Origin of the sequence: Myxococcus sp. MxC21-1 (genome assembly GCF_032612255.1) — a bacterium.
GTDB lineage: Bacteria > Myxococcota > Myxococcia > Myxococcales > Myxococcaceae > Myxococcus > Myxococcus virescens.
Genome location: NZ_CP123278.1, coordinates 311,278 through 325,851, shown reverse-complemented (window position 1 = coordinate 325,851; position 14,574 = coordinate 311,278). Strand labels below are relative to the sequence as shown.

Below are 14,574 nucleotides of genomic sequence, written 5' to 3'. Positions count from 1 at the left end.
ACGCGGAGCGTCAAACAGGACCCGCCTGCCTGCTTCACGCCGACAGATGGCGGCTGACGGCGTCCAGCAGTGTGTCCACGTCCACGGGTTTGCGCAGGTGGCCGCAAGCGCCAATCTCATCCGCGACCTGGCGAGCATTCGCTGACGCGGAGAAGACGAGCACCGGGATGTCCCGCCAGGCGGACACCTGGCGCATGGCCCGCGCGAACCCGCCTCCGTCCATGACGGGCATCATCATGTCCAGCAGGACGAGCCCCGGCAGCTCCGTGGCCGCGCCCAGCACCTCCAGGGCGTGCTTGCCATTGCTGGCCCCCAGCACCGTGTAGCCCGCGTCACGAAGCACTTCCTCCAGGGCTTCGCGCAGGTCCGCGTCGTCATCCACCACCAGCAACGGCCGGCTCACTCACGCCTCTCCTTCTCCAACGGCAAATCCAGGGCGAAGCGCGCGCCCCTCCTTCGCGCGGCCCGGCCCAGGCCCGGCCCCCATGGGAGCGCGAGCTTACCGCCCGTCCGAAGCGTTCGAAGCCATGCTTCACCGGGTCCTCTGAATTTCCGTTCCCTCTGTCAGCCACCTGAACACGGCCCAGGTGGGCCACACGCCAGGACAGCCACCTCCGCCGGCGCGGAGCAGATGGCCACCGGCAACATCCGGGTGTGCGCGTCCGCGCGGATGCGGCGCGGCACTTCATGGCCGTCCGGCCGGGGCAGGTCGCCCTCCACCAGCACGCCGGGGCGCACCGCCACGCCTACTTCCAGGACAGCTCGTACTCGCTGTCGAGCAGCCCCACCGGCGACCTTGGACCCGGACCTCACGCGCGCCCACCGCCTCCAGCACGCCGTGCAGCACGCCCTCGTGGTAGGCGGCGGGCATGAAGTCACGCCGCATGATGAACCGGGCGCTCGTCTCCCCCGTCCACAGCGGGTAGCGCTCACCGTAGGTCACCGCGGCGAGGTAGGCCTCTCCCAGCGACTGCAACAGCAGCCGCGGCTTGCCGCTGGCCGTTCGCATCAACTCCCGTCCGAAGACGGACGCCACGAAGTCCACCGTGGCCTGCGTTCCCATGCGCCGCAGCACGCCCTCGAAGCCGTCCAACTGCGGGGCCAACAGCCGCGCCGCCGTGGATGACATCCGGAGGAACCGGGTGATGGGGTACATGTGGAGGAGGTTGATTTCCCAGATGCCGGCCACCCCCTTGCAGCGGGCCACGGCGCCTTCGCCTCCCAGGAAACCCACGACGTCCAGCGTGCCCTGGAAGAACATCCCACGCGCCATGTCGTCGTCGGTGGCCGCCAGACGCCGCAGCTCCAGCTCCCAGGCCGCGCCACCACCCGCGCTCGATTCGTAACCCGCGTACATGGTCATCTCCCCGAGGGGCTCTTCCAAGGCGCCCAGGGAACACTCCGCCACCTCACTTCGCGGATGCTTCCGGGCTCACAAGATTCCCCCCACTTCCGGGAAGCCAACAATCGCATATTTTTCCGGTACTGTCGAATCAAACCCGGTTCGCCCCGCGGGCCGAGAGGAGCATCCGCCAGCCAACGAACGGGGGCGGATGCCCCAGGTCGGGCTCAGCCCGTGATGAGGGACGCCTGGGCGGCGGCCACGGCGGCGCCGGGCTCCGAGCGATGACCGGCGCCGATGAGCGCTCGCTCCAGGGCGCCCACCGTGGATAGGACGTCCGCGGGCCCCACGCGGTTCATGTGGCCCACGCGGAAGTAGCGCGTCTTGAGGTCCGGGTGGAGGCCGCCGGCGACGACGACGCCCTGCCCCTTCACCCCGCTCACCAGCGCCGCGTCCACGCCGTCCGGGTAGTACACGGCGCTCAGCGTGTTGGCGGCCACGGCGTCGGAGGTGGGCAACAGACGCAGGCCCATGGCCTTCCACGCCGCGCGGAAGGCCCGCGCCATCCGCTGGTGCCGGGCGAAGCGCGCGTCCATGCCCTCGGCCAGAATCTGCCCCAGGCTCACGTCCAGCGCGGCCACCAGGTTCACTGGCGGGGTGGCGAAGTAGGCCGGCTTGCCCGCTTCGTACGCCTCCATGATGGGCAGCCACTCCGCGAAGTCCGCGTAGACGCTGGCCACCGGCGTCTTGCGCTTGCGCCGCCTCCATGGCCCGCGGGCCCACGGTGAGCAGCGCCAGGCCGGGAGGAACCCCCACCGCCTTCTGGCTGGCCGTGAGGTACACGTCCGCCTCCCACGCATCCTGGCGGAAGGTCTCCGCCGCGGTGGCGCACACACCGTCCACCACCGACAGCACGCCGTGCTTGCGCGCGGCCCGCACCAACGCCTCCGCGGGTGCGAGCACGCCTGTGGACGTGTCCACATGGGTGATGGACAGCACCTTGAAGCCACCCTTCGACAGGTGCGTCTCCACCGCGTCCAGGGAGGGCACGTCTCCCGGCGGGGCGCGCACGTGCGTCACCTGGGCGCCGTGGCGCTCGAGAATCTTCGCCATCCGGTCGCTGAAATAGCCGGTGTTCACCACCAGGGCCGCGTCCCCGGGCTCCACCAGGTTGGCCACCGCCAGCTCCATGGCCAGCGTGCCGGAGCCGGACACCACGAAGGGCTGCGCGGAGGGCGCCAGACTCACCTCCCGAAGCCGCTTCAGGGCCCGGCCGAAGACGGCGATGAAAGCGGGGTCCGTGTGGCTGAGGGTGGGGGCGCCCAGCGCCTGGAGCACCTCGGGCTCGAACTCCACCGGCCCTGGAATCATCAGCAAGTCTCTCACGGCGTCACCACTCCTCTCGCGCAGCCGCCGCGAGCGGAGGTGCCCGCGGCCCGGACCGACTGTGGCGGTCCCCGGCCGCGCTGTCCACGCACATGTGCTCCGGGCGAGTGTCCGGTGCGCGCTGTTCGGAAATGTCCCGACATTTCCGAACAGCACGCCACCGGACGCGCCCTGCCTCAGAGGCGGACGAGCAGCTCGCGGAGAATCGCGAAGCCCTGCCGGAAGTCCTCCAGCCGGGCCTGCTCATTGGGGGCGTGGTAGTACTGCATGTCCCCGAAGCCCGTAATCTGCACGTCGCAGCCCTGTCGTTGCAGGTCCCTCACGAGCGGCAGCGAGCCGGTGAGCGAGAAGGGCGTGGCCGACACACCGCGCACCACCTGCATGGCCTCCTTCAGGGCGCGCAGGCCCTCCGAGTCCAGCCGGCAGGCGATGCCCTCGGTCCCCTCCCCTGGAAGCGGAACGCCAGCTCACCGCGCTTGCCGCCCGCCGTGCGCGTGCGCGGGAAGTGCGCGGGGGCGTCGTCGCGCGCCAGCCGGGCGTCGAGCTCCGCCATGAAGTCCGTCACCGCCTTCTGAACCTCCGCCAGGTCGTAGAAGGGCGTGAGGCGGATGTCGCCGCGCAGGACGACGTCGGCGGGCACCTTCGTCTCCTTGGTGTTGGGCGCCTCCACCACGGTGGCCTTGAGACTGGAGGACGACAGGAAGCCCCAGCGCTTCTCGTCCTCCGTGGGCGGGAAGCGCTCGTGGAAGAAGCGCGCCAGCTCCAACGACGCGGCCATGCCCAGCTCCAGCGCGTTGACGCAGTTCTGCGGCATGCCGGAGTGGCCGCCCACGCCCGTCACCTTCAGCTCCCACAGCGACACGCCCGCCGTGCCCAGCGTGGGGCCGAAGTTGGCGCTGTCCAGCCAGTACACCGGCTGGCCGTCCAGCGGCTTGAGCATGCCCTGCTCGGCCACGTAGTTGAGGCCCAGGCCCGGCAGCTCCGAGGACTCCTCGTTGGAGATGAGCACCACCTTCAGCGTGCGGCTGGGGCGCACCTTGCGCTCGGCCAGCTGGGCCAGCAGGTCGGTGAGCACGGCGACGTGCCCCAGACAGTCGGTGACGCCGCGCCCGTAGAGCACGCCGCCGGGGCCCTCCCACAGCTCGAAGGGGCTGCGCTCCCAGCCCTCCGCCTTCTGGTCCGCGGGGACCACGTCGAAGTGCGCGCCGACGAAGCCGATGGCGCCTTCCCCTCGCCCGGCACGGTGAGCACCAGACAGGGGCGCGACGCCTGGCCCGGACCCGCCACGGACTCCGCCTGGATGAAGCCGCTCTCGATGTGCGGCGCCAGGGTGTCCAGCACCACCTGCGCGGCGAGCCGCTCCTCGGGCACCAGCCCCGCGCCAGGGTTGTTCTGCAATTTCGGAGTCAGGGCGATGAGCCGCCGGAGCACATCGAGGAAGCGGTCCTCACGCAGGGCAAGAGCTTTCATGAAACGGATTGGAGCCCAGGCGCGCGGTGGAAGTCACCGGAAACGAACAGCCGACGCTGCCGATACGGGGGGGCACTGGCGGGTCCATCGTGGGGCGGTGGACGAAGTGGCGCATTCAGCCCGGGTGACGCGGCGCTCCATGGCCAGCACTGGTGCGGCGCGAGGCCCGTCCGCATCTTGGAGGCACCATGCCAAAGACTTCTCCGCCGAAACCGCCGCGCGCGCTGTTCATCCGGGACTGGGCGCCCGCGTCCCCCGAACCGCAGCCCGAGGAGGAAGCGCAGGTGACCACGATGCAGGTGGGTGAGGAGACCGGCGACGGCGGCGAACTCCAACGCTGAGGACGCCCGTGACACGGACAGGCACGGTGGTGCTGCTGGGTGCGCGCGGCGACGCTCACGTTCAGGAGGTGGCGCGCCGGCTTCGCGCCGAGGACGTGGACACGGCGGTGGTGGACACGCGGGCCTTCCCCGAGGAGACGCGGCTGTCGCTCACGGAGTCGCTGGACGGCATCGTCGTGGACGGACGCGAGCTGGGACGACCAGCCGCCGTGTACCTGCGCGGTCTGCATGCGCACCCGCTGGCCTTCGGCGTGGATGCCCAGGAGGCCATGGACGCGGACTGGCGCACCACGCTCACCGCGTTCCGCGAGAAGAGCGCGCTGCTCCTGGGATTGCTGAGCCGTTGGGAGCGGCTGGGCGTGCCGCTCTACAACCCGCCCTCTTCGGACTGGAGCATGCACAAGCCCGCGCAGCTCGCCGCGCTCCGGGACGCGGGATTCCCCGTGCCCCGGACGCTGTGGACGAATGACGCGGAAGCGGTGCGCCGCTTCGCGAGGGAAGGACGCGTGGTCTACAAGCCCGTCGCAGGCGGCGCGGCGACGCGGGAGCTGCGTGAAGCAGACCTCACGGACGAACGCCTCGCGGCGCTCTCCGCCGCGCCCGTCACCTTCCAGGAGCTGCTTCCGGGTGAGAACCTGCGCGTGTACGTGTTGGACGGCGCCGTCATCGCGAGCCTGCGCATCGTCTCTTCATCGCTCGACTTCCGGCAGCACGAGGAGCGCATCGAGCAGGTGACGCTGCCTCCCGAGGTGGCTCACGGCTGCGTGAAGGCGTGCGAGGTGCTGGGCCTGCGCTGGACGGGGATGGACTTGAAGCGTGACGCGGACGGCGCGCCGCGCGTCCTGGAGCTGAACGGCTCGGCGATGTTCCTGGGCTTCGACGCGCGCGGCGGCACCGACGTGGCGGGGCACCTGACGCGCGCGCTGGCGCGGCACGCACGCGGCGGATAGCGCTCAGCGGCGGCCGAGGAACTGCGGGTCGGACCAATCCCAGAGCCGCTCCGGGTGTTCATCCACGTCGAGCGGCAAGCTGTTCCACCGGTACACCGCGCGCGAGCTGGCACCGTGGACATGGAGAACCAGGCTCAGCACGGCCAGCACCGCGAAGGTGGCCGTCAGGCCGCGCCGGGCCTCGGGGCCTTTCCACTGGAGCGCGCGCACCACGGGGACGAGGAAGAAGACGAGGTAGGGCACCATGTCCGTGAAGAAGCGCGGGCCATACGAGTGCCCTGCCCACCAGTGCGGGAAGGTGGAGATGGCGGCCCAGTGCAGCGCGACCACCGCGACCAGCACGGCATGAAGCCGGGTGAAGGTCCGAGCGCGCAGGTCCATCCACAAGCCCCAGGCACTCATGAGGAGCACGGGGGTGAACACGAGCAGCCCGCGCGCGGGGGACACGAGGTTGCCGGCCAGGGCCTCGGCCACGCGAGAGGCGGACAGCTCCAGGCGCTGCGGTTCGTAATAAGGCGCCAGCACGGAGCCGTAGTGGATGAGGTTCACCGTCACCCACGGGATGGCCACTGCGAGCGCGCCCGCGAAGAACTTCCAGGCGTGCCGCGGATAGGTCCACAGCACGTAGAGCGACAGCACCAGCACGGAGAGGCTGTTGGTGGGCCGCATGACGTAGGCGAGCGCCAGGGGAATGCCCGCCCAGGCCACGTGACGCGGAGCCTCGCGCGCGCGGACGAGGCCGAGGAGCACCAGGGTGAGGCACAGCAGCGAAGGGCCGTGCTGCCACAGGGCGCGGCTGGCGGTGGAGAGCAGCGGCGTGCAGAAGACGAAGACGGCGGCGAGCAGCAGCGCGCGCCGGCGGGACAGGTGCAGCGCGGTGCCCAGCATGAACATGACGACGCCAGCGAGCGCGGTCAGCGCGGAGGCGAAGAGGCGCTGCGGGCCGTTCCACGCATCCAGGTCCACGCCGCCGGTGGCGTCGTAGATGTGGCGCCAATGCGCCAGGGGCTTCGCCAGGGCCGGGTGCAGCTTGCCCACGGGCGTGGCGAGGCGCACGAAGCCATCCACCAGCACCACCATGGGCACGGCGGCCAGGGAAGGGCCCAGGGGGAAGTAGTTGTAGAGGTGGCCGTCACGCTCGTAGAGGCCGTGACGGTACGACTCGAAGGTGGGGGCGTATTCGTCCAGGTCGAGGTTCCCTTCACGCAACAGAGACAGCGTGGTGGGGAGCGTCAGCTTGGAGTCGAAGGGCGTGTAGACGGGGAACGCCGCCAGCGCAGCGAAGAAGCCCAGGAAGAGCAGCACCCGCCCCGCCCAGATGCGAGAGGTGGGGCGCGCGGGCGTGGAAGCCACAGGGGAGGAAACAGCGGATGAGCTCATCGCGGCGGACCAACCTCGCGCGCTCCGGCAGCGGCGCGTTGGAGGGCCGCCGTCTTAGTGCCTTGGGCACATGAAGGCCAGGGACAGTCCTCCCGTGGATGCACAACAGGGTCGTGCCAGGGCACCTGCTCGCCCCCCATACCCGCCCACAAGAGCGCCGCTCGACAGGGTTTGAAGCGAAAGGCACACTGGCACCTCAAGGACAGCCAGGGGGGCTATCCATGCCGGGGAGAGGCGTGAGGTCGACCGTCATCAACGCCTGCGCGGAGCGCATGCCGTACCTCCGGAATGGCCACCCGACACCGAACGAACGCGCGGCGCGCATGGCAAGCGACGACGCCCAGTCCTCCAGCGCGCACGCGAAGGACCGTGGCTGACCATGTGGGCATTTCGTCCGGACCCGAGCCCGCGCTGGGACCTCCTGGAGGAGGCGTTCGACGAGGCGCGCTACCAGTGGCAGCAGCGTGCGTTCTTCTTCCAGTCGGCGACGCTCCTGCCTGAGCAGGTCGCGGAGCTTCACGAGGAGCGGCTACGCGCCTTCGTCGACATGCTGGCGCACGGCTCCTCGCGGGTGGCCGAGCGGCTGCTGCGTCCCAATCTCCAGGAAGATGACCGGGAACGCGTGGGTGTGGCGGCCCTGGCGCTGCTCGCGAGCGCAACGCCCCAGGGCCTGACGGTGGTGCTGAAGGAACTGCGGGAGGGCGCGCCAGAGCGACAAGGCTGGGTGGCCGAGGCCCTGTCGCTCAGTGAACGGCCCGGTCTGGCCCGCGCGCTCGTCTCGCTGCTCGGCCCCAGGGAGCCGCCTGAAGTCCAGGCGGCGGCGCTGGAGTCCCTGCTCCTCCAAGGGCAACCTCCCGGACGTGACTTGCTGACGAGGGCGCTGACGCATCCAGAGCCCGTGGTCCGGCTGACGGCACTGCGAGCGGCGCGGCGCTGGCCGCGAGACGCGGAGACGGGGCTTGTGCGGCAAGGACTGGCATCGGGTGCGCCCGAGCTCCGCGCGGCGGCTCTGGAGGCTGGACTGGTCCAGGCGCAGCGCCTGGCCCGGCAGTCCTGCCAGGCGGCGGCGGAGGCTCCGGATGCGATGGGCCGTACCGCGCGGCTGCTGCTCGCGCTGGGAGGAGCGGACGAGGACCTCTCCCGGCTGGTGAAGCTCCTGGACGCACCGGCACTGAGACCCGATGTCCTGTGGGCGCTGGGCTTCTCCGGACGGCCCGCGGCCGCCGATGCCTGCATCCCGTGGCTGGAGGACCCGCTGCTGGGAGGCCGGGCCGCGGAGGCGTTCAGCGCCATCACCGGGCTGGCGCTGAAAGATGACCTGCTCCGGGAGCGCGACGAGGAGGACGACTTGCTGCCCCCTTGGAGGAGGACCTCCACGCACCCCTGACGCCCGGTCCCGACGATGCGCTCCCGCTTGCCTGCGCCGCCGCGGTGGAGCGCTGGTGGAGCGAGGCGCGCAAGCACCTCCAGCCGGAGTCACGCGTCCTCGGCGGCCGGCCCTTCACCGCCACGAGCCTCGTGGAGGCACTGGAGACGCTGCCCATGCGGCGTCGGCCTCCGCTGGCGCTGGAGTTGGCCATCCGCACCGGAGGCCAATACGCGGTAGTGCCCCACGGATGGTTGCATGTGCAACGCCGGCAGGCAGCGGAGGCTCGAAGCTGGAGCCGTGGGGCCTCCTTGCGGCCCTTCGCCACCTGGATGAGCCGCTGAGAAACGGACGGGAGGTTGGAGATGAGCAATACCGTTGGCGTGAACAAGATGTCCGTGGTGACAAAGGCCAGCAATGGCACCACGGTGGCCTTCCCCGACGTGTGCAAGACGCCCAGTCCGGCGGGGCCCGTCCCCATTCCCTATCCCAACGTCGCGCGCTCGGCGGACACGGCGCAGGGCAGCAGCACCGTGTCCGTGGAGGGCAATCCCGCGTGCCTGAAGGACTCGAACTTCAGCACGAGCACCGGAGACGAGGCCGGCACGGCCGGTGGTGGCGTGGCTTCTGGGAAGACGAAGGGCAAGGCGGAGTTCGTCAACTACTCCTTCGACGTGAAGTTCGAAGGGAAGAACGTGGCACGCGCCTTCGACTTGATGCTGCACAACGACAAGAACACGCCGCCGTTTCCGCTCATCCAGCCTCCCGTGGTGGCGATGGGGAAGGAAGCGGGTGAGCCGTACTGCCTCATCTGCAAGGAGAAGGTGGAGTAGCCGGACACGGCACGGAGAAGCGCCATGGGGAAGAGCACCGACGAACACGTCATCAATCCAGACGGCACCTGCCCTCACGTGGTGGTGAAGGAGGACACCGAGGGTGGCGCGTGCCTGACGGGACACGATGCCAGCCTCGATCCCAGCACCTGCTCCTACCGTTGGCAGGCCCTCACGGAGTCAAAGCGGAACCGGACGGCGCTCTACGACAAGACACCCACGGCGGGAGCCCGACAGAAGCCCGCCCCCATGGGACTGCTGGCCACGTCTGCGTACCTGAGCAACCGGGGGAACCTCTACCCGGGACAGTACGGCGCCGTCATCCGCTTGCCGGAGCCGGGCGACTGGCACCTGGACGGCCCCACCCGGGACAACATGGAGGATGCCGCGGGCAGGCCCATCCCCCGCGGACAGAACTTCTCGAAGCATACGTGGCCGTACTGGCACAACTCGCATCACTTGATTCCCAAGGGGCTCTTCAACGAGACCATCGCGGAAGTCGAAGATGCCGATTGCCAGTCATTGATCCGATTGGCGCTCCTGCGCGCTGGATACAACATCAACCACCACATCAACGTCATCATCCTGCCGCAGGACCTGGAGGTGGCCCGCGTCCTGGGCCTCCCCCGGCACCTCATCCTGGAGGATGGCTCCTGGATGGTTGAAGGTAGCCCCAAGTTCGACCACCTGGGCTACAACTGGAACGTCCAGGACAGGCTGGAGCCCATCATCAATCGCTACGCGAAAGCCTGCGACGCGGAACTCCGCAAGAACTGCGACACGTCGAAGTTCAAGCTCTCCAAAGAGGAACTCGAAGAACTCTCCAACACGTGCTTCCGAAGTGTCACTGAATTTGGAACAACCCATCCAGGCGAGCCGATTTCGGACATGCCGCGAATCCCTGCCTTCTAAAGATTGACCATGGACTACTTCAGTCTCACCCGAGGTCCCACCGTTGATCGCAGTCTCTGCATGCTCGAACGCGAGCCCAAGGGCCTGAGAATGTTCAGCCATCGATTGGGGGAGGGCTACCCCATGGGCGACAAGTATCCGCCGGATGCGGAGTGGCAGATGAGCAGCAAATATGGCGGAGGCAAACTGGCCTCGCTCATCGCCTCTCACTATGTCGTCGTGGAACGGGCTCTGAAGGAGGTCTTCGAGCGCACCGGAGTTCCCATGGAGTGCCTCAACTTCACCCTGTTCGACCACAAAGGGCAGGTGGCCAGCCGGGACTACTTCATCATCAACCCACTGGGCACCTTCGACTGCCTGCATCTAGAAAAGAGTGAAATCAAATACTCCAAGGAGATGCCTGGGGAAATCATTGGCATCCGGAAGCACGTGCTCGATAGCAACAAGCTCCGCTCAGCCCCAGACTTCTTCCGCATCAAGGAGGACCCCTACGTCTACGTCCTGAGCCACAAGCTGGTGGACGAACTGCAGCAACTCAACCCCACCAACGTCTACCTCACCAAGCTGGAACAGGCCTGAGCGACTCCGACGAGCGCCCTCCTCGCCATGGTGCGAACGCCCCTGCCCCTCATCGAGAAGAACAGCCTCATCCAGCTTCAGATGGTCCTGCCGCGAGTCCTCGCCCGGCAAGTCACCCAGGCGCAGATGATGAGCGTCTGCACCCTCTACCGGCGCATGGGCATTGCCCAGCTCTTCCTCTCCGGCCTACCAGACGGCTTCTTCGAGGAGCTCTCCCGCTCGGCGCGCGCCTTCCTCTTCTTCCTCCAGGGCACTGACGACTCAGCCAAGACGACGAGCCGCTCCGAGCCCTACTTCGATGCCATCGCCTCTAACGACATCGAGGCGGAGCGTGAGATTGCCCAGCACTCCCGCGCCACCTGGAACTCGGGCGAGGAGTACGAGGACGACTTCCTCTACGTCCGCATCCTGATGGAACGTTTCACCCTGGCGGCGTCCACCGCCCGGCTCGAGGTGGCCATGAGCCGCTACGAGGGCCTCCCGACAGCAGGCGGCGACGCGCGGCTCCCGCTCTGCCAGGCGCTCGTCGCCGCGGACGCCCAGCGCTTCGAGGAGAACCTGGGCCGCCTGCTGGACGCCCGCGCCCGCGAGCTGCGCAAACGAATCGAAGCCGAGCGCCTCTCCCCTGACGACGCCACCACCACGGCCCACCTCTCCGTGGAGGTGCTCGCGCTGCTGCGGCTGGCCGAGCGCGCGCGCCTGCCCACCGAGCTGCACTACCCGCTGGCCCCCTCCGTGGCCCGCCGGCTCGACCGGGCCCGGCTCCCGCATCCAGGGTCATGGCAACAGCGCGTCATCTCCATCCAGGGCTCGACAGACGTCCCAGGGAGGAGTCCGTGAAGCTCGCTGTCACGGGGCTCGGGCTCGTCACCTCCGTGGGGAATGGCGTCGTGGGAACTTGCACCGCCCTGCGCGCGGGACTCTCCCAGCCCAGGCCCCTTCCGGCCTTCACCGTCGAGGACGAACCGGGCGAAGCCATTCCCGTCACCGGCTTTCCCGCCGCGCCCTTCGCGGATGGGTTCTTCCAGACGGGCGCCTGGGTACGGCTGGCGTCAGGTGCTTTCGACGACCTCCGCGACACCGCCGCGATGCCTCCTCCCACGGACACTCCGTTCTGGCACCGCACCGGGCTCCTCGTCCTGGCGCCGCTCATCGATGAAGCACGGTTCGGCTGGTCTCTTCAGACACTGCCCGGCGCGCTCGAGACGTTCTATCTGCGCCCCCTCGTGTCCCTCATGGACGTTCCCCTCCGGGGAGAGAAGACACGAGCGCTCGCGCTGGGGCACTGCGGCCTGGCGGCGGCGCTCCAACAAGCGGACGCCATGCTGACCTCCAGGGACGTGGACCGGGTGCTCGTGCTGGCCGCGGACTCCTACGTGGACCCGGAGAGCCTCGCGTGGCTCGCCTACCACCGCCGGCTCAAGTCTCCCCGGCGGCAGGTGGGCCTCATGCCGGGTGAAGCCGGGGCCGCCATCCTGCTGGAGCGTCCCGTGACGGCCCGCGCGCGGGGCAGCGCCTCGGCCGTGCAGGTGGAGGCCGTGGCGTTGAGCGGGCCCCCGGAGGCAGGCGCGACGCTCGCTCAGCTTGGACGCGCGCTCGCGGAGTCGATTCAGCGCGTCCTCCCCGCTCCCTCACCGCGCTTCCAGGGTGACCTCTACCTCGACCTCAACGGAGAGGCCTGGAGGGCGCAGGCCTGGGGCCATGCCCAGGTGCTGCTCGCCGACGCATTGGACATTCCACACTGCCGCGTCCTGCACATCGCGAGTTCGCTGGGAGAGACGGGCACGGCCTCCGCGCCGGTGTCGCTCGCGGCGGCGGCCTGGGGATTCTTCAGGGGCCACGCGACCGGCGCGCACACTTTACTAAGCTCGCTCTCGGAGGCGGGGCAGCCCGCCGCCGTCCTCCTGACACGCGGTGAAGGCGAGTTCACGGACTGAAACCGCGCGTCGCTCCGGCCCCAGGCGTCACTTCGACTGGGACGTCGCCCCTTCCATCGCAGCGGGAGCCGCCGACGCCTCAGGAACCCCTGGGGCCGCCGGAGCCGCGGCGGGCGCTTCGGAGCGTGGCTCCACGCCCTCCACCTTGCCCACCTGCTCCAAATCCTGCCGGTTGTTCAGGGAGAAGCGCACCAGCGCACGAAGGATGCGGTTGCGCTTCACGTTGCCAATCACCTCGCGCAGGTCCTCGTACACCGTCGGGTCGCTGATGAGCCCGCCCACGGTGCCGTCTCCCTTCGCCACGGTCGCCGTAATCTTCTTCAGGTCCGCCGCCGCGCTGCCCAGGTCCGCGAACATGCCGCTCGCGTCGCCGTACACCAGCTGGTGCACCGCCCCGTTGGGACTCTTCTTCGCATCCTCGATGAGTCCCGCCAGCTGCCCGGCCGCCGCACCCAGCTCCGTCAGCGCCTTGGCGCCGTCCTGGCCGTAGACGAGCGCGTGGGCCGTGCCGTCTCCCGTGCGCACCTCGCGCAGAATCCCTTCCAGCTCGCCCACCGCGCCATCCACCCGCGCCGCCGCGCTGGACGCGTTGGCCAGCAGGCCCCGCACCTCGCGCCCGGCCTGCTTGTCGTAGATGAGCGCGTGCAGCACGCCCTCGCCCTTCTCCACCTCTTCCAGCAGCGCCCGCAGCGCCGCCATACCGCGCGTCACGTCACTGGCCATCTCCGGGTTGGCGTACGTCTCCACCGCCGCCCGCAGCGACTTGCTGATGGCCACCGAGTTCTCCATCACCTGCGACGCCCCGTTGAGCAGCGCGGACAAGTCACCGCTCGTGGACGACTTGAGCACCCCACCCGCCTCCACCGGCGGTGACGTGGGACTGCCCAGGGAGATGTCCACCGCCTTGTCACCCAGCACGCCCATGCTGGACAACTGCGCCACCGAGTCCTGACGCACGCGGTCCGTGTAGCGCGATGACACCTGGAACTGGACCTCCAGCCGCGGGTCATTCGGGTCGGGCGAGAAGACGATGTCCGTCACCCGCCCCACGTTGAGACCGCCGAGCCAGACGGGCGACTCATCACTGAGGCCCTGCACGTTGGCGAAGTAGGCGCGATACATCGTCTTGCGCTCGAACAGGCGCGACTGCTGGCCGATGACCATCACCACCACGCTGGCGACCGCCAGACCGACAGCGACGAACAGCCCCGTGCGCAGCGCCAGGCGGCGCTCGGTTCCAGCGGGAGAGAACAGGCTCATGGCGCGCCTCCGGGGAACAGCTCCACGCGGCGCGCGTCGAGGAAGGCACGCACCTCCGGGACGGTGGAGTGGAGCATCTCCCGCGGATTGCCCACCTGCACGATTCTCCGATTGGCCAGCATGGCGATGCGGTCTCCCACGGTGAACGCGCTCACCATGTCGTGGGTCACGACGATGGAAGTGCAACCGAGCCGAGTCTTCATCGAGTTGATCAACACGTTGATGGACTGCGTGGTGACGGGGTCCAGGCCCGTGGTGGGCTCATCCCAGAGGATGACCTCCGGCTCCGTGGCGATGGCCCGCGCCAACCCCACGCGCTTGCGCATGCCGCCCGACAAGTCGGAGGGCATCAGCCGCTCCGTGTTGGGCAGGTCCACCAGCGCCAGCTTCTCCGCCACGCGGGCACGGACCTCGTCCGCCGGCATGTCCGGGAAGTGCTCGCGCAACGGGTACGCCACGTTCTCCCCGACGTTCAGCGAGTCGAAGAGCGCCGCGCCCTGGAACACCATGGCCACGTGCCGGCGCACCGGAATGAACTGCTCCTCCGTGAAGCGCGTCAGGTCGTGCCCCTGGAAGAGGATGCGTCCGGTGTCTGGCGACAGCAGTCCGATGAGGCACTTGAGCAGCACGCTCTTGCCCGTGCCCGAGCCGCCCATCACCACCAGCGTCTCACCGGCGCGTACGTCCAGGTCCATGTCGTCATAGACGCGCTTGGCGCCGAACGCCTTCGTCAGGTGCTCGAAATAGATGAGCTGCTCACCCGGCCGGGGCGGCTGGAACGCGAACTCGGAAGGGGTCTGGGACGAGGAGCGCATGGC

Annotated in this window: 17 protein-coding genes and 2 pseudogenes; 10 read left to right on the top strand and 9 right to left on the bottom strand. The window is 69.2% G+C overall.

The window, feature by feature from the left end; translation table 11 throughout:
- Positions 1-34: 34 nt before the first annotated feature.
- The 6 genes and pseudogenes from QEG98_RS01520 to QEG98_RS01495 all read right to left on the bottom strand — a co-directional run bounded on the left by QEG98_RS01520 (position 35) and on the right by QEG98_RS01495 (position 3,920).
- A complete protein-coding gene (locus tag QEG98_RS01520; RefSeq protein WP_316565478.1) occupies positions 35-403 on the bottom strand; it encodes a response regulator in 369 nt (122 codons plus the stop codon).
- A 161-nt stretch (positions 404-564) separates the two neighbouring features.
- The gene (locus tag QEG98_RS01515) at positions 565-744 is read right to left on the bottom strand and encodes a hypothetical protein (protein ID WP_316565477.1); all 180 of its coding nucleotides are present in this window, start codon (positions 742-744) and stop codon (positions 565-567) included.
- A 2-nt stretch (positions 745-746) separates the two neighbouring features.
- A pseudogene (locus tag QEG98_RS01510) lies at positions 747-1,357 on the bottom strand (DUF2378 family protein).
- A 212-nt stretch (positions 1,358-1,569) separates the two neighbouring features.
- A pseudogene (locus QEG98_RS01505) lies at positions 1,570-2,728 on the bottom strand (pyridoxal-phosphate-dependent aminotransferase family protein).
- 176 nt (positions 2,729-2,904) lie between these two features.
- Positions 2,905-3,111: a hypothetical protein gene (locus tag QEG98_RS01500; RefSeq protein ID WP_316565476.1), complete on the bottom strand. Its 207-nt coding sequence runs from the start codon at positions 3,109-3,111 to the stop codon at positions 2,905-2,907.
- A gap of 8 nt (positions 3,112-3,119) precedes the next feature.
- A complete protein-coding gene (locus QEG98_RS01495; protein ID WP_316565475.1) occupies positions 3,120-3,920 on the bottom strand; it encodes a M20/M25/M40 family metallo-hydrolase in 801 nt (266 codons plus the stop codon).
- Positions 3,921-4,386: 466 nt separating this feature from the next.
- Here QEG98_RS01495 and QEG98_RS01490 point away from each other — a divergent pair, with 466 nt between their 5' ends.
- Positions 4,387-4,539, top strand: a complete 153-nt coding sequence (locus QEG98_RS01490) for a hypothetical protein (RefSeq protein ID WP_316565474.1) — start codon at positions 4,387-4,389, stop codon at positions 4,537-4,539.
- An 8-nt stretch (positions 4,540-4,547) separates the two neighbouring features.
- Complete coding sequence (locus QEG98_RS01485) at positions 4,548-5,489, top strand: hypothetical protein (RefSeq protein WP_316565473.1); 942 nt, start codon at positions 4,548-4,550, stop codon at positions 5,487-5,489.
- A gap of 3 nt (positions 5,490-5,492) precedes the next feature.
- On the opposite strand, the gene QEG98_RS01480 is transcribed toward QEG98_RS01485, so the two are convergent.
- Positions 5,493-6,869 (bottom strand): hypothetical protein, encoded by a 1,377-nt coding sequence (locus tag QEG98_RS01480; RefSeq protein ID WP_316565472.1) that lies wholly within the window; start codon positions 6,867-6,869, stop codon positions 5,493-5,495.
- A gap of 236 nt (positions 6,870-7,105) precedes the next feature.
- Here QEG98_RS01480 and QEG98_RS01475 point away from each other — a divergent pair, with 236 nt between their 5' ends.
- Genes QEG98_RS01475 through QEG98_RS01440 form a run of 8 tightly spaced genes read left to right on the top strand, consistent with a single transcriptional unit; the run spans position 7,106 to position 12,496 of the window.
- Positions 7,106-7,246 (top strand): hypothetical protein, encoded by a 141-nt coding sequence (locus QEG98_RS01475; RefSeq protein ID WP_316565471.1) that lies wholly within the window; start codon positions 7,106-7,108, stop codon positions 7,244-7,246.
- A 2-nt stretch (positions 7,247-7,248) separates the two neighbouring features.
- Positions 7,249-8,256, top strand: a complete 1,008-nt coding sequence (locus tag QEG98_RS01470; protein WP_316565470.1) for a hypothetical protein — start codon at positions 7,249-7,251, stop codon at positions 8,254-8,256.
- The gene (locus QEG98_RS01465) at positions 8,229-8,579 is read left to right on the top strand and encodes a hypothetical protein (protein WP_316565469.1); all 351 of its coding nucleotides are present in this window, start codon (positions 8,229-8,231) and stop codon (positions 8,577-8,579) included. Before QEG98_RS01470 ends, QEG98_RS01465 begins: the two co-directional genes overlap by 28 nt.
- Positions 8,580-8,600: 21 nt before the next feature.
- Positions 8,601-9,068, top strand: coding sequence for a DUF4150 domain-containing protein (locus QEG98_RS01460; protein WP_316565468.1), 468 nt, complete (start codon positions 8,601-8,603; stop codon positions 9,066-9,068).
- A gap of 24 nt (positions 9,069-9,092) precedes the next feature.
- Positions 9,093-9,980, top strand: a complete 888-nt coding sequence (locus tag QEG98_RS01455; RefSeq protein WP_316565467.1) for an AHH domain-containing protein — start codon at positions 9,093-9,095, stop codon at positions 9,978-9,980.
- Between the two features lie 9 nt (positions 9,981-9,989).
- Positions 9,990-10,559 carry an imm11 family protein gene (locus tag QEG98_RS01450; RefSeq protein WP_316565466.1) on the top strand — a complete coding sequence of 190 codons (570 nt, stop codon included), beginning with the start codon at positions 9,990-9,992 and terminating at the stop codon, positions 10,557-10,559.
- A 27-nt stretch (positions 10,560-10,586) separates the two neighbouring features.
- Complete coding sequence (locus QEG98_RS01445) at positions 10,587-11,399, top strand: hypothetical protein (RefSeq protein WP_316565465.1); 813 nt, start codon at positions 10,587-10,589, stop codon at positions 11,397-11,399.
- Positions 11,396-12,496, top strand: coding sequence for a hypothetical protein (locus QEG98_RS01440; RefSeq protein WP_316565464.1), 1,101 nt, complete (start codon positions 11,396-11,398; stop codon positions 12,494-12,496). The genes QEG98_RS01445 and QEG98_RS01440 overlap by 4 nt, the downstream gene beginning before the upstream one ends.
- A gap of 27 nt (positions 12,497-12,523) precedes the next feature.
- Here QEG98_RS01440 and QEG98_RS01435 read toward each other — a convergent pair whose 3' ends face one another.
- Both QEG98_RS01435 and QEG98_RS01430 read right to left on the bottom strand, forming a co-directional pair.
- Entirely contained in the window at positions 12,524-13,756 is a 1,233-nt protein-coding gene (locus QEG98_RS01435) for an MlaD family protein (RefSeq protein WP_316565463.1), read from the bottom strand.
- Positions 13,753-14,571, bottom strand: coding sequence for an ABC transporter ATP-binding protein (locus QEG98_RS01430; RefSeq protein ID WP_316565462.1), 819 nt, complete (start codon positions 14,569-14,571; stop codon positions 13,753-13,755). The genes QEG98_RS01435 and QEG98_RS01430 overlap by 4 nt, the downstream gene beginning before the upstream one ends.
- Positions 14,572-14,574 lie beyond the last annotated feature (3 nt).

Excerpts from the sequence above, each read along its gene's own strand:
- QEG98_RS01490 (WP_316565474.1), top strand. The coding sequence starts at position 4,387 with ATGCCAAAGACTTCTCCGCCGAAACCGCCGCGCGCGCTGTTCATCCGG.
- QEG98_RS01460 (WP_316565468.1), top strand. The coding sequence starts at position 8,601 with ATGAGCAATACCGTTGGCGTGAACAAGATGTCCGTGGTGACAAAGGCC.
- QEG98_RS01470 (WP_316565470.1), top strand. The coding sequence starts at position 7,249 with ATGTGGGCATTTCGTCCGGACCCGAGCCCGCGCTGGGACCTCCTGGAG.
- QEG98_RS01445 (WP_316565465.1), top strand. The coding sequence starts at position 10,587 with ATGGTGCGAACGCCCCTGCCCCTCATCGAGAAGAACAGCCTCATCCAG.
- QEG98_RS01430 (WP_316565462.1), bottom strand. The coding sequence starts at position 14,571 with ATGCGCTCCTCGTCCCAGACCCCTTCCGAGTTCGCGTTCCAGCCGCCC.
- QEG98_RS01500 (WP_316565476.1), bottom strand. The coding sequence starts at position 3,111 with ATGCAGGTGGTGCGCGGTGTGTCGGCCACGCCCTTCTCGCTCACCGGC.
- QEG98_RS01450 (WP_316565466.1), top strand. The coding sequence starts at position 9,990 with ATGGACTACTTCAGTCTCACCCGAGGTCCCACCGTTGATCGCAGTCTC.
- QEG98_RS01455 (WP_316565467.1), top strand. The coding sequence starts at position 9,093 with ATGGGGAAGAGCACCGACGAACACGTCATCAATCCAGACGGCACCTGC.
- QEG98_RS01480 (WP_316565472.1), bottom strand. The coding sequence starts at position 6,869 with ATGAGCTCATCCGCTGTTTCCTCCCCTGTGGCTTCCACGCCCGCGCGC.
- QEG98_RS01435 (WP_316565463.1), bottom strand. The coding sequence starts at position 13,756 with ATGAGCCTGTTCTCTCCCGCTGGAACCGAGCGCCGCCTGGCGCTGCGC.